Annotated in this window: 11 protein-coding genes; all 11 read left to right on the top strand. The window is 57.1% G+C overall.

Going from position 1 to position 14,330, the window contains the following annotated elements:
- Positions 1–24: 24 nt before the first annotated feature.
- Positions 25–3,534 carry a DNA polymerase III subunit alpha gene (gene dnaE / locus B150_RS0105510; RefSeq protein WP_020398892.1) on the top strand — a complete coding sequence of 1,170 codons (3,510 nt, stop codon included), beginning with the start codon at positions 25–27 and terminating at the stop codon, positions 3,532–3,534.
- 3 nt (positions 3,535–3,537) lie between these two features.
- Complete coding sequence (locus B150_RS19850) at positions 3,538–4,311, top strand: NUDIX hydrolase (protein ID WP_020398893.1); 774 nt, start codon at positions 3,538–3,540, stop codon at positions 4,309–4,311.
- A 155-nt stretch (positions 4,312–4,466) separates the two neighbouring features.
- A complete protein-coding gene (gene rpsB / locus B150_RS0105520) occupies positions 4,467–5,261 on the top strand; it encodes a 30S ribosomal protein S2 (RefSeq protein WP_020398894.1) in 795 nt (264 codons plus the stop codon).
- A gap of 103 nt (positions 5,262–5,364) precedes the next feature.
- Positions 5,365–6,291, top strand: a complete 927-nt coding sequence (tsf, locus tag B150_RS0105525) for a translation elongation factor Ts (protein WP_020398895.1) — start codon at positions 5,365–5,367, stop codon at positions 6,289–6,291.
- Positions 6,292–6,516: 225 nt separating this feature from the next.
- A complete protein-coding gene (gene pyrH, locus B150_RS0105530) occupies positions 6,517–7,242 on the top strand; it encodes a UMP kinase (RefSeq protein ID WP_020398896.1) in 726 nt (241 codons plus the stop codon).
- A gap of 1 nt (position 7,243) precedes the next feature.
- Entirely contained in the window at positions 7,244–7,807 is a 564-nt protein-coding gene (gene frr, locus B150_RS0105535) for a ribosome recycling factor (protein ID WP_020398897.1), read from the top strand.
- Between the two features lies 1 nt (position 7,808).
- Entirely contained in the window at positions 7,809–8,552 is a 744-nt protein-coding gene (locus B150_RS0105540; protein ID WP_020398898.1) for an isoprenyl transferase, read from the top strand.
- An 11-nt stretch (positions 8,553–8,563) separates the two neighbouring features.
- On the top strand, positions 8,564–9,376 hold the full coding sequence (locus B150_RS0105545; RefSeq protein ID WP_020398899.1) for a phosphatidate cytidylyltransferase: 813 nt from the start codon (positions 8,564–8,566) through the stop codon (positions 9,374–9,376).
- Positions 9,377–9,386: 10 nt separating this feature from the next.
- A complete protein-coding gene (locus B150_RS0105550; protein ID WP_020398900.1) occupies positions 9,387–10,559 on the top strand; it encodes a 1-deoxy-D-xylulose-5-phosphate reductoisomerase in 1,173 nt (390 codons plus the stop codon).
- Positions 10,560–10,597: 38 nt separating this feature from the next.
- The gene (rseP, locus tag B150_RS0105555; protein ID WP_020398901.1) at positions 10,598–11,707 is read left to right on the top strand and encodes an RIP metalloprotease RseP; all 1,110 of its coding nucleotides are present in this window, start codon (positions 10,598–10,600) and stop codon (positions 11,705–11,707) included.
- A 109-nt stretch (positions 11,708–11,816) separates the two neighbouring features.
- Positions 11,817–14,318, top strand: coding sequence for an outer membrane protein assembly factor BamA (bamA, locus tag B150_RS0105560; RefSeq protein WP_020398902.1), 2,502 nt, complete (start codon positions 11,817–11,819; stop codon positions 14,316–14,318).
- The last annotated feature ends 12 nt before the right edge of the window (positions 14,319–14,330 follow it).

Raw genomic sequence — 14,330 nt, forward strand, 5'->3', positions numbered from 1 at the left:
CCTGTCTTTCATGAGGTTCGGTGTATGAGCCACGCTGGCTTTGTTCATCTTCGGGTCCACACGGCATATTCGCTTTCTGAAGGGGCGATTCATGTGAAGGATCTGGTGAAGCAGTGCGTTGGCCACAAGATGCCGGCGGTCGCCATGACCGACACCGACAATATGTTTGCCGCGCTTGAGTTCTCGTCCTACGCCGCAGACGCAGGCGTGCAGCCCATCATCGGCGTCACGCTTCATGTGAAGAACCCCTATAAGGACCATACCGCCAAGGGCAAGAAGGCGGCCAAACCTGATCAGCTTGTGCTTCTGGCGCAAAGCCAGCTTGGCTACCAGAACCTGATGAAAATTGTCTCGAAGGCACACCTCGAGAGCGACCCGCAGGACGGCGTTCAGTTCCCGTTCGAGAATTTCGAAGGCCTGACAGCAGACATCATCTGCCTCACCGGCGGCATATCGGGGCCTGTGGGCGCGCTCCTGATTGAGGGCAACAAGGACGGTGCTGAAAGCTGCCTCCTTGACCTCAAGAAGCTGTTTGGCGACCGGCTCTATGTCGAGATCGCGCGTCACGGCATGCCCAATGAGGAGGCGACGGAAGAAGACTTCCTCGACTTCGCCTACAAGCATGATCTCCCCATCGTTGCGACCAACCAGCCTTTCTTTGTGGGGCCGGATATGTATGAGCCGCATGACGCGCTTCTCTGTATGGCGGAGAGCACCTATGTGGCCGTGCAGGACCGGCGAAAACTGAACCCGGAATTCCGGTTCAAGAGTGGTGAGGAGATGATTAGTCTCTTTAACGACCTCCCGGAAGCGATTGAAAATACTATTAATATTTCTCGCCGCTGCGCCTTCAAGGTGGACAAGATCGATCCGCTCCTGCCGAACTTCACCAGCGGCATGGATGTGTCGGAAGCTGACATGCTGCGCGAAGAATCGGAGAAGGGCCTGCGCGAGCGGCTGGACTTCAAGGCCAAGGAAGAAGGCCTCACGCCCGGCAAGGATCAGGAGTGGGAGAAGGAATACTGGGAACGGCTTGATTATGAGCTTGGCATCATCAACCAGATGGGTTTTCCCGGCTACTTCCTGATCGTTGCCGACTTTATCCAGTGGGCCAAGGACCACGACATTCCGGTGGGGCCGGGCAGGGGCTCGGGCGCGGGCTCTGTGGTTGCGTGGGTGCTCAAGATCACCGACCTTGATCCGCTGCGCTTCTCACTGCTGTTTGAACGTTTCCTGAACCCGGAACGTGTCTCCATGCCCGACTTTGACGTCGACTTCTGTCAGGACAAGCGCGAGCGCGTGATCAAATACGTGCAGGATAAATACGGCTACGACCACGTGGCGCAGATCATTACCTTCGGTAAGCTGCAGGCCCGCGCGGTTGTAAAGGCATGCGGGCGCGTCATGCAGCAGCCACACGGCCAGACCGACCGTCTGTCAAAGATGATCCCGAATGACCCCGGCAATGCCATGTCACTTCGGGAAGCGATTGATAGCGAACCGCGCCTGCAGGCCGAGATCAATAACGACGAGCTGACCCGCCGGGTTATGGACCGGGCACTCAAGCTTGAAGGTTTTTACGCACACTCCTCCACCCACGCGGCGGGTGTGGTGATTGGCGACCGGCCGCTTGACCAGCTTGTGCCGCTCTACCGCGACCCGAAGTCCGACATGCCGGTAACCCAGTTCAACATGAAATGGGTGGAGCTCGCGGGCCTCGTGAAGTTCGACTTCCTTGGCCTCAAGACGCTGACGGTGCTGGACCGGGCTGTCGCCTATATCAAGGAACGCGGTATCATCGTTGATCTGCCGTCAGTGCCGCTTGATGATGCGCCGTCCTACAAGCTCCTCGCCGCCGGTGATACCGCCGGTGTGTTCCAGCTCGAGAGTACCGGCATGCGTGCGGTACTGAAGGGCCTCAGGCCCGATAAGTTCGAGGATATCATCGCTATCGTGGCGCTCTACCGCCCCGGTCCGATGGACAACATTCCCACTTACGTGAACCGCAAACACGGCCGCGAGGAAGTGGAATACCCGCACGAGATCCTTGAGGAGATACTCGGCGAGACCTACGGCGTGATCATCTACCAGGAACAGGTGATGCAGATCGCGCAGGTGATGTCCGGCTACAGCCTCGGTGAGGCGGACCTTCTCCGCCGTGCGATGGGTAAAAAGATCAAGGAAGAGATGGACAAGCAGCGCGGTCGCTTCTGTGACGGCGCGGTCGAGCGTGGCATCGATTACGAGAAAGCCAGCTATATCTTCGATCTCGTGACAAAGTTCGCCTCATACGGCTTCAACAAGTCGCACGCAGCTGCCTATGCGCTTGTGGCCTATCACACCGCGTACCTGAAGGCGAACTTCCCCGTAGAGTTCATGGCTGCGATCATGACGCTTGATATGGGCAACACCGACAAGCTGGCCGCCTTCAAGCAGGAACTTCAGCGTTCCGAAATTCCGCTCCTCTTGCCGAACATCAACAAGTCAGATGTGGCTTTTGTGGTGGAGAAGGTGGCGGAGCCTTACTGCGAGGGTGATGACCCGCGCAACAACCAGGGCGTGCGTTATGCCCTTGGTGCCATCAAGGGCGTGGGCGAAAAGGCGATGGAAAGCATCGTCGAGGAACGCAAGACAAACGGCGAATTCAAGGACATCTTCGATTTTGCCGAGCGTATCGACCCCAAATACCTGAACAAACGCCAGATCGAACGCCTCGCATCCGCCGGTGCGTTTGACTGCCTGCTGGATGACCGTGCGCAAGCGTATGGCGCTGCTGAGATCATCATGCGGGTCGCACAAATGCAGGCGAAGGAGCGTGAGAGCGATCAGGTAAGCCTCTTTGGGGGCGACATGGCCAAGTCGGTTGACCGGCCAAGCCTCCCGGTCGTGCGCGGCTGGACCGACACAGAAACGCTTGAGAATGAGAAGAGCGCTGTTGGTTTCTATATCTCCGCGCACCCCTTGGATACGTACGAGAAAATCCTCGAGCGTGAGCGCATCATCCCGGCGCGCGAGGTTTATAACGATCCTGGCCTTGTTGGCCAGACCGTGCGCATGGCGGGTGCTATCGCGGGTTACCGCGAAGGCAACACCAAACGCGGCAGCAAGTTTGGCCGTCTCACACTCTCTGACCGCTCGGACGCGTTCGAGATCATGGCATTTGAAGATGACCTTGATGGCATCCGCTCACTTGTTGATGACGGCTCTCCTGTTGTTGTTTCGGTCCAGATCAGGAAACGTGATGACGACGACAGCATCGGCTTGTCGCTCCGCGGCATTGAAAGCCTTGAGATGGTGGCCGCGCACTCTAGCAAAGGCCTCTTTATCGACATTGAAGAGGGTAAAGCCTTTGGCCCCATTAAAGCTGCGCTGGACCGCAAGGCAGGCGGGCAGGGCAAGGTGACCATCCGTGTGCCGGTGGCTGATAATAAACGCTATGCCGAGTTCCGCCTGACCGGGCGCTACAAGATCACGCCGGAACTGAAACAAGCGGTCGCCGCCGAGATGGGCGTACTCGCAGTCGAGGAGGTTTAAGTCATGGGGGGACCAAGGGGACGCATTGCGCCGGCACTTCCGGCCTCATCAATCATTCTGGTGCGGGACGGCAAAGCTGGGCTTGAAGTGCTGATGACTGAACGCGCGGCCACCATGAAGTTCGCGCCTGGTGCCTTTGTATTCCCCGGCGGCAAGGTCGACCGGACAGACGAGCAGAACTGGCGCTGGCAAGGCATCACCACAGGCCGCGGTGTGTTCCGCGATTTCTCCTTCCGTGTTGCTGCCTTGAGGGAACTTTATGAAGAAGCGGGCATCCTGCAGATCAACGGCGTGCGCCGTGCTATCCTCGCGCCGGGCCTCGCATTCGCGGATCTCATTCGCTATTCCGGCGGCAAGCTCGATATCGCCTCCATGGTGCCGTTTGCCCACTGGGTAACGCCTGAGCCGATGCCGCGCCGCTTTGATACCCATTTCTATATCGCACCTCACAACGGGCAGGACGCCAAGCACGACGGTAATGAGGCCGTGTCCCTGCGCTGGGTGTGCCCCCGCAAGCTGCTGGCTGATTGGGAAGAGGACAAGGTGCCGCTCATGTTCCCGACACGGCTGAACCTCACCAAACTCGCGCGTTCCAGCACGGTGGCTGACGCTATGCGACAGGCGCGGCGGGCGCGGGTGGTGCGCACGCTACCAGTCGTCAACATGGACGCGGCTGGTGTACGTCTCCAGATCGATGAAGCGACCGGATACGGCGTTACTGAAGCGTCGGGCCGGGAAATTGCTGTCGAAGCTGGTGGAACTGCAAAAAAGCCTTGATCTTCGCCCCGTATAGGCCTATAGCACGCCCGACTTCACACGTGGGGTAGGCTTCCTGTCGAGTTGGCGGGCCGCCATCCGGTGTCAGAATGGGTTTCTTCGGAAACGTCTGGCGCACACCTCACGGAGGCTTGAACCGGAAAAGGAGTAGTATCATGGCTATGCCGCAAGTCGATATGCGCGCTCTGCTTGAAGCAGGCGTACACTTTGGTCACCAGACCCACCGTTGGAACCCGAAAATGGCGCCGTTCATCTATGGTGAGCGCAACGGGATCCACATCATTGACCTTTCGCAAACCGTTCCGTACCTGACCCGCGCGATCCAAGCTGTTCGCGACGTTGTTGCAGGCGGCGGTCGTGTGCTGTTTGTAGGCACCAAGCGTCAGGCTTCCCCGATCATTGCTGAAGCTGCAAAGCGTTGCGGCCAGTACTATGTAAACCACCGCTGGCTCGGCGGCATGATGACCAACTGGCAGACCATCAGCCAGTCCATCAAGCGCCTGAAGCAGCTGAACGAGCAACTCGGTCAAGAGCACACCGGTCTCACCAAGAAAGAGACCCTGCAACTGACCCGTCTGCGCGACAAGCTCGAGCTTTCGCTCGGTGGTATCCAGGACATGGGCGGCCTGCCGGACATCCTCGTGATCGTTGACGTAATCGGCGACGACCTTGCGATTGCTGAAGCTAACCGTCTCGGTATCCCGGTTGTTGGCGTTATCGACACCAACTCCAAGCCGGACGGCGTTGACTACCCGGTACCGGGCAACGACGACGCAACCCGCGCTATCCGTCTGTACTGCGACCTCATCGCTGACGCAGCTCTCGACGGTATTCAGGCTGAGCTCACGGCACAGGGCGTTGACCTTGGTGCTGCTGCTGAAGCTCCGGCTGAGGAAGTTGCTGAGGAAGCCGCAGCGGAAGAAACCGCTGACGCTGCAACCGCAGAGTAACAATTCTCATCTAATGCTCCCGGTGAGCCATGCGCCCACCGGGGGCGTTTCTTTACCTAATGACCGAACTTTGGCCCCCGATGGGCTGTAAGGGGAAATCCAAATGGCACAAATTACCGCTGCTCTCGTTAAAGAACTGCGCGAACAATCCGGCGCAGGCATGATGGACTGTAAAAAAGCGCTCGCTGAAACCGACGGCAACCTCGAAGCTGCTGTTGACTGGCTGCGCACCAAAGGTCTCGCTGCTGCTGCGAAGAAATCTGGCCGTGTTGCTGCTGAAGGTCTCGTGGCTGTTAAAGCTGAAGGCACCAAAGCCGCTGTGATCGAAGTAAACTCCGAAACCGACTTCGTGGCTCGTAACGACAAATTCCAGAAATTTGTTGGCGACCTCGCAGGTGTTGCTTTCGAAGTTGGCACCGACGTTGAAGCCATCAAAGCTGCGACCTACCCGGGCAAATCCAAGCCGGTTGGCGAAGTCCTGACGGACAATATCGCTACCATCGGCGAGAACATGAACATCCGCCGTGCTGTTGTTCTTGAAGTCGAAAAAGGCCTCGTTGCTTCCTACGTTCACAACGCTGTTGTTGAAGGCATGGGCAAAATCGCGGTTCTGATCGCACTCAAGTCTGACGCGAGCGAAGACGTTCTCGCAGCTCTCGGCAAGCAACTCGCTATGCACGTTGCTGCTGCGAACCCGGCATCGCTCTCTGAAGCTGACCTCGACCCAGAGCTCGTGGAGCGTGAGAAGCAGGTTCAGATCGAGAAAGCAAAAGAATCCGGCAAGCCGATGGAAATCATCGAGAAGATGATCGTTGGCCGTATGCGTAAATACTACGAAGAAGTTGTTCTTCTGAACCAGGTCTTCGTGATCGACGGCGAAACCAAAATCGCTGACGTGATCAAGAAAGCTGCCAAAGACGCTGGCACCGATATCGAACTTGTTGCATACGCCCGTGTTGAAATGGGTGAAGGCCTCGAGAAGAAAGAAGACGACTTCGCTGCTGAAGTTGCTGCTGCTGCTGGCGTATAAGCCAAACAGTTGTCAAAAGACAAAAGCCCGGGAGCTTTCTCTCGGGCTTTTTCATGCGCGGTATCCGCGTAAAAATAACTGCAAAGTGTCTCCGGTGAGGCATAATGCCCAGGCAGGACAATTTCTGCTTAAGTACCGGAAAAATTTTAGATAAAACACGGTAGCCTTTGACGGCCCGAGCGGATAAGCTGCGGCGGGCGATTGGCACAGGGGAGAATTCAGGCGATGTCCAGTGAGCCTAAATATAAACGGGTGCTTCTGAAGCTTTCGGGTGAGGCCCTGATGGGCGACGGCAGTTACGGGATCGACCCCGAAACGGCGGCTCGTGTATCCCGTGAAGTGAAACGCGCACGCGAAATTGGCACCGAAGTCTGTATCGTTGTGGGTGGTGGCAACATCTTCCGTGGCCTCAAGGGCGCGGCGGAGGGCCTCGACCGTTCGACAGCAGACTATATGGGCATGCTCGCGACCGTGATGAACGCCCTCGCGCTCCAGAATGCGCTTGAGAAGATCGGCGTTGATACTCGCGTACTGTCGGCTATCCCGATGGCCAGTGTGAGCGAGCCTTACATCCGCCGCCGCGCCATCCGTCACCTCGAGAAAGGCCGTGTGGTCATTTTCGCGGCCGGCACCGGCAACCCCTTCTTTACCACAGACACAGCAGCGGCTCTTCGCGCGGCAGAAATGAACTGTAACGCGCTCCTGAAGGGCACGCAGGTGGACGGCGTCTATACCGCCGACCCCAAACTCGATCCGACGGCCACTCGCTACGAGAGCCTGTCATACATGGACGTGCTGACCAACGACCTCAAGGTCATGGACGCGTCCGCCATTTCGCTGAGCCGCGAAAACAATATTCCGATTGTGGTGTTCTCGATCCACGCAGAAGACGCGCTCGTGAGCGTGCTTCAGGGCAAGGGAGTATGCACCACCGTAGGTGAGGAGCAATAATATGAGTGATGAAGATCTGGACCTTGGCGATATCGAACGCCGCATGAAGGGCGCGGTTGACGCGCTGAAGCACGAGTTTGCCGGCCTTCGTTCTGGCCGTGCGACCACCAACATGCTCGACCCCGTTGTTGTCGATGTTTACGGCTCTCAAATGCCGCTTAATCAGGTAGGTACCATTTCCGTACCTGAGCCCCGTATGCTTAGCGTACAGGTGTGGGACAAGTCGAACGCGTCTGCGGTTGAAAAAGCAATCCGCAACTCTGGCCTCGGCCTTAACCCGATGCTTGACGGCCAGCTCGTACGTATCCCGATTCCGGAACTCAACGAAGAGCGCCGTGCCGAGCTTGCAAAAGTAGCTGGCAAATATGCCGAGCAGGCTCGTATCGCAGTGCGCAATGTGCGCCGTGACGGCATGGACCAGCTCAAGCGCATGGAAAAGGACAAATCCATCAGTGAGGACGATCACAAGATGTATGCTGATGAAGTCCAGGACCTGACCAACAAGTATGTCGCGAAGATCGACGAGCTGTTGCAGGGCAAAGAAAAAGAGATCATGCAGGTCTAATATGGCGACGAGCGCCCAGCAAATAGTGACAGAGACCGGCGACGCCGGTGCGCTCTCCCACGTTGCCATCATTATGGATGGCAACGGCCGCTGGGCGACGAAACATGGCAAGGCGCGCGCGCAGGGGCACCGTAAAGGTGCCGACGCCGTACGCGAAGCCATTGAAGGCGCCGTTGAGTGCGGCGTGCAGTATCTCACGCTCTATGCCTTCTCATCCGAGAACTGGAACCGCCCGGCGGAAGAGGTCTCTGACCTCATGGGCCTTCTCAAGCTCTATCTGCAGCGTGAGATCAAGACCCTTCACAAGCAGGGCATACGGCTCCGCATCATCGGGCGGCGTGACCGGCTGTCGGCTGACATCATCTCGATGATCGACAAGGCGGAGGAAAAGACGGCCGCCAATACCCGCATGACCCTTGTAATTGCGCTCAGCTACGGCAGCCGGGATGAGATCGTCGCGGCCATGCAAAAGCTCGCGCAGGCGGTCGCTAAAGGTGAGCTTTCGCCGGAAGATATCAATGAGGCCCGCGTATCGTCAGCGCTCTGGACCCATGACATACCGGACCCGGACCTCATTATCAGGACGAGCGGGGAACAGCGGCTTTCGAACTTCCTCTTGTGGCAGGCGGCCTATGCCGAGTTTTCCTTCCCAGATATTCTGTGGCCGGATTTCACCAAGGCCGAGTTTAAATTGGCGGTTGAGGATTTCCTCGGTCGCAACAGGCGCTTTGGCGCCAGACCATGACGGGACGATAGATGCCTCTCGGTCTCTCCGATAATCTTTTCCAGCGCGTTGTATCCGCGCTCCTGCTGCTGCCGCCGGTGCTTGGCGCTGTCTATATGGGTGGGTACTGGTTCGCGGCGCTTCTGGCGCTTGGTGGCGCTTTGATGATGCTTGAGTGGTGTTCTCTTACAGGTGGGCAGGGACCTGTTGCCAAGGTTGGCTCGGTCGCGCTCCTCATCCTGATGATTGCAGCGCAGATGAGCGGGCAGTTCCCGTCCATCACCATCTTTTTTGCGTTCCTCACGAGCCTCGCGCTGCTTGGTTGCGTGCTGATTGGCAACAACTCTTCCCGTATCGGCTGGCTTCTCACTGGCATCGCTTATGTCGCGTTTCCCATTGCCGCCCTCTGGTGGGTGCGTGCAGGGCCTGGTGGGCTTTGGGTGCTGTGGATACTGCTTGTGGTGTGGGCGACGGATGTGGGTGGCTATTTTGCTGGCAAGGGCATTGGTGGGCCAAAGCTCGCGCCGCGCGTCAGCCCCAAGAAGACCTGGGCCGGCCTGATTGGCGGCATGGTGCTGAGTGCGGTCGTCAGCTATCTGATGAACGTGATCTACCCGTTCACAGAAAATCCGGTTGCTGTCACTGTTGCGGCGGCGTTTCTCGCCGTATGGGCGCAGGTGGGCGACCTTCTGGAAAGCGCGATCAAGCGTCATTTTGGCGTGAAGGACTCGGGCGGCCTTATCCCGGGCCATGGTGGCCTTCTTGACCGGGTGGATGGCCTTGTATTTGTTGCGCCCGCTGTTGTGGTGCTCTTTTTCCTCGCGCCGCTTTTTGGTTTTGAATAGTTGAACGAACATGTCCCAGCACCAGCATAAACGTATTTCCATCCTTGGTGCCACGGGCTCCATCGGGCAAAGCACTCTCGATCTAATTCGTAGAAATTCGATTAATTTCAGCGTTGTATCGCTCACTGCTTATAGTCGGGTTGAAGAGCTTGCGGCTCTCGCCATTGAATTTGGAGCAGAGCTTGCGGTGATCGGGGATGAGCGCCTGCTGCCTGACCTCAAGGCTGCGCTGGCGGGCACCCGCACCGCAGTTGCGGCGGGTGAGGGTGGCCTTATCGAGGCGGCTGAGCGAGACGCAGAGATTGTGATGGCGGCCATCGTTGGCGCTGCGGGCCTCCGCCCCACCATGGCGGCTGTGCGGCGCGGCGCGACGGTGGCGCTTGCGAACAAGGAATGCCTTGTCTGTGCAGGTGACCTCCTCATGGAAGAGGTAAAGGCGCACGGTGCGACGCTCTTGCCTGTGGACAGCGAACACAATGCTATCTTCCAGGTGTTTGACTTCGAGCGCTCCTGCGGGGTTGAGAAAATCATCCTGACTGCATCGGGCGGCCCATTCCGTGGTCGCAGCTTTGAGAGCCTCAGTACAGTCACACCAGCGGAGGCCGTAGCCCACCCGAACTGGGATATGGGCGCCAAGATTTCAGTCGATAGCGCGACGATGATGAACAAAGGCCTTGAGATCATCGAAGCCTATCATCTGTTCCCCATCGAGAAGACGCAGATTGAAGTGCTGGTGCACCCGCAGTCGGTGATCCATTCGATGGTGGAATACGCTGACGGCAGCGTACTCGCGCAACTTGGTTCGCCCGATATGCGCACACCCATCGCATACAGCCTCGCGTGGCCTGAGCGTATGCATGCGCCGGTGAAGCGCCTGTCGCTTGCCGAGATTGGCTCGCTCACTTTCGAGGCGCCTGACCTTGAGGTGTTCCGCTGCCTCAAGCTGGCGATGGACGCTATGATGGCCGGTGGTGCTGCGCCCGCGGTCCTCAATGCGGCCAATGAGGTGGCGGTTGAGGCTTTCCTTGCGAATAGGCTCCGTTTTGTTGATATTCCCGCCATTGTCAGCGACACTTTGACCTCATGCGACATTAAAGCGCCACAATCGCTTTCGAATGTGTTCGAAATAGATAAAATGGCACGTCGGGAGGCCGCACAGCACTTGGCTAAGCGGGCTCACTAGGCAGAGTGGAATAGTTTTAGGTAAGACCGGGGATAGCCATGGAAACCGAAGGCCCAGGCCTGTTTTTTACGATCGCTGCTTTCATTGGCGGTTTCAGCATTCTTGTTTTCATTCACGAATGGGGACATTTCGCCATGGCACGTCTGTTTGGCGTGAAGGTGGATACCTTCTCCATCGGCATGGGCAAGGAGCTTATCGGCCGGACTGACAAAAACGGAACCCGCTGGAAAATCAGCGTTCTTCCGCTCGGTGGCTATGTGAAATTCTTTGGCGACGCGTCTGCAGCCAGCAACCCTGGCGACATTCCGGAAGGGCTGTCGGAGGAAGAGCGTGCGGTCTGTTTCCACTACAAGCCGCTGTGGCAGCGCGCGCTGATTGTGTTCGCGGGTCCCGCGATCAATCTCATCGCGGCAGCGCTTGTCTTCTCCGCCTTTTACCTCTCGTACGGTATTGGTATCGCCGAGCCGGTCATCAACACGGTGGCCGAAGAATCGGCGGCGGCGAAAGCTGGGCTTCAGCCGGGTGACCGAATCCTTGCCATCAACGGTGAAGAGGTTGAGCGTTTTTCCGATATAGGCGGCATCGTGCGCCTCTATCCGGGCGCTGACATTAATGTGCTCGTTGAGCGGGACGGCGTGCGCGAGAGCGTGAATGTCATCCTCGGTATTGCCTATATGGAAGACCGTTTTGGCAACCGCTACCCGTATGGCCAGCTTGGCGTGACGTCAGGTGACATCAAACGGGTCGAGCTTGGTCCGCTTGGCGCGCTCTATGAGGGCGGGCGCCAGACCGTTGTGATGACCGATACAATTTTCACCACCATTGGCCAGATGATCATGGGCATGCGGTCGGTGAAGGAACTTGGCGGGCCTGCTCGCATCGCCAACATGGTGGGGGAAGCAGCCCACATCAGTTTTGAGAGCTTTGTCTGGATATTGGCGCTTCTGTCGCTCAACCTCGGCATTCTGAACCTGTTGCCGATACCGGTGCTTGACGGTGGCCATCTGCTTTATTACGGGCTTGAGGCAATCAAGGGCTCGCCGCTCAGCAGAAAGGCTCAGGAAGCCGGTTTTTACGCCGGATTTGCTCTCATGCTGATTTTTATGCTGCTTGTAACACTGAATGACTTGCAATCCATGGCACTCTAGGCCAATTTCACCGCCAAAGTTGCCGAAAAAATAAGAATGGGCTGAAAAGTTGCGTTTATTTAAGATGTCGTTGACGTGGCGCTTTATTCTTGCGCTCACCGTAGGGGGAATGTCGTTTTCTGTGCCAGCGCAGGCACAGCAACCGGCTGCACAACAGGTACCAATCATCCGCCAGATTAGTGTGGTCGGTAACGAACGCGTTGAGCCTGAGACGATTGCGTCCTACCTCTCTGTCGCCCCTGGCGATCCGTTTGACCCTGTAAAGCTTGACGAAAGCCTCAAGACACTCTTTGCAACTGGCCTTTTCTCCGACGTGGAGCTCTCGGAAGTGCAGGGTGCACTTCTTGTTCGCGTTGTTGAGAACCCGATCATCAACCGCGTGGTCTTCGAGGGCAACAAGCGCCTCGATAACGAAGACCTTTTGGAAGAAGTCCGCCTTCGTCCGCGTATGGTGTTCACCCGCGCCAAGGTGCGTTCCGACGTTCAGCGTATGCTTGAGCTTTACCGCCGTTCTGGCCGGTTTGCTGCCATCATCGAGCCCAAGGTGGTTCAGCTGGAGCAGAACCGCGTTGACCTCCTGTTTGAAATTCAGGAAGGCCCGAAGACCAAGGTAAGCTCGATCAAATTTATCGGTAACGAGAAATTCTCGGACGGTGACCTGCGTGATGTGCTGGCGACCAAACAGGCGCGCTGGTGGAAAATCTTCACCTCGAACGACACGTTTGACCCTGACCGTCTGGCTTATGACCAGCAGGTACTGCGGCAGCACTATCTCAACGAAGGTTACGCTGACTTCCGTACTATCTCCGCCGTGTCAGAGCTGACACCGGACCGGAAAGACTTCTTCATCACCTTCACGGTGGAAGAGGGCGAGATTTACCAGTTCGGCAAGATCGACGTGGAAAGTGAAATCCGCGACGTGAACGTCAACCTGTTCCGTGCCTTCCTTCTTATGCGTGAAGGCGATACCTATAACGCGGAAGCGATTGAGAAGACGATCGAATCCCTCTCGAACGCCGCTGGCCTTCTGGGCTATGCGTTTGTGGACGTTCGCCCAACCATCAAGCGGGACCGTGAAGGCCGCAAGATTGATATCACCTTCCGCGTACTTGATGCACCGCGTGTCTATGTTGAGCGTATCAACATCACCGGTAATGTGCGTACGCTTGACCGTGTGATCCGCCGTGAGTTTCGCCTGCAGGAAGGTGATGCCTTCAACTCTGCACTCGTGAAACGGTCCGAGAACCGCCTGAACCGTCTGAACTTCTTCCGTGAAGTCGAGATGGAGAAAATCCAGGGCAGCCAGCCGGACCGCATGGTCATTGACGTTAAGGTCGAAGAACAGGCAACGGGTGAGTTGAACCTTGGTGCCGGTTTCTCGAGCCTGGAGAACTTCATCTTCGACTTCTCGATCCGCGAACGTAACCTGATGGGTAAAGGGCAGGACCTGCGCCTTGGTCTTCGGATGTCGGGCATTCGTAAGGAAATCGACCTCGGCTTTACCGAGCCATACTTCGGTGGCCGGAACGTTGCGGCAGGCTTTGACCTCTTCGCCCGTGAGATTGATTCGACCGAATATGGTTCGATCTTCTCTACCACGTCCTACGGCTTCTCGCTACGTGGCGGTATGTCGGTCAACGAGTACTGGACCCTGTCCACGCGCTACACCTTGCGTCAGGACGATGTGAACATCACGGAAAGTGGTATCAGTTCTTACTATAACTCGTTCAGAACAGCTCGTTACACTGATGGCCTGACCGATCAGGATGAGATTGACCGCCGTGTCAGCTTCTATGACAACAACGGCGACGGCGTAGTTGATGACCTCGACTATGATACCAACGGCGATGGTACCCTTGATGTTGACGAACGCCTGATTGCGCTGCCGCCAAGCTACGCTGAATCGGTTGGCAAACGCTGGCAGTCGATCGTTGGCTACACCATCGGTTTCGATACGCGGAACAGCGTTATCCGTCCGACACGTGGTCATAACTTCTACTTCAGTCAGGACTTTGCGGGCCTCGGCGGTAACGTGCGTTACCTTCGTTCGAGCGTAACGACTGATAACTACTGGACGCCTTGGGAAGGCTGGACCTTCCGCCTTGGCGGTGAAGCCGGTATCATCAACGGCATTGGCCAGGATGTACGCCTATCGGACAAGTTCTTTATCGGTGGCCCACGTATCCGTGGTTTCGATACCTCCGGTATGGGTCCGCGTGACTTCCGCAACAACTATGCGCTTGGTGGTACGGCCTACTATATCGGTCGCGGTGAACTCTTCTTCCCGCTTGGTGACGCAGCACTTGAAAGCGGCATCAACGCCTCGGCGTTCCTTGATGTTGGTTCGCTGTTCCGGGCACAGGAAGATACGCTTCCGGCGTGTACCTTCACGCAGGCTGAATTTGATGCGGCAGAAGCAGAGAGCGATTTCTCTGGCCTGAACCTCGACTGTCTGTCGGGCAACAGCGCCAAGCCGCGGATTTCGCTTGGTATTGGTTTCTCGTGGCAGTCGCCCTTCGGTCCGTTCCGGATCGACCTGTCGAAGCAGCTTTCCAAGCAGCTTGGCGACCGCACACAAACCCTTCAGTTCAATGTCGGTACGACATTCTAAAAATAGATCATA

Origin of the sequence: Kordiimonas gwangyangensis DSM 19435 = JCM 12864, from assembly GCF_000375545.1 — a bacterium.
Classification (GTDB): Bacteria; Pseudomonadota; Alphaproteobacteria; order Sphingomonadales; family Kordiimonadaceae; genus Kordiimonas; species Kordiimonas gwangyangensis.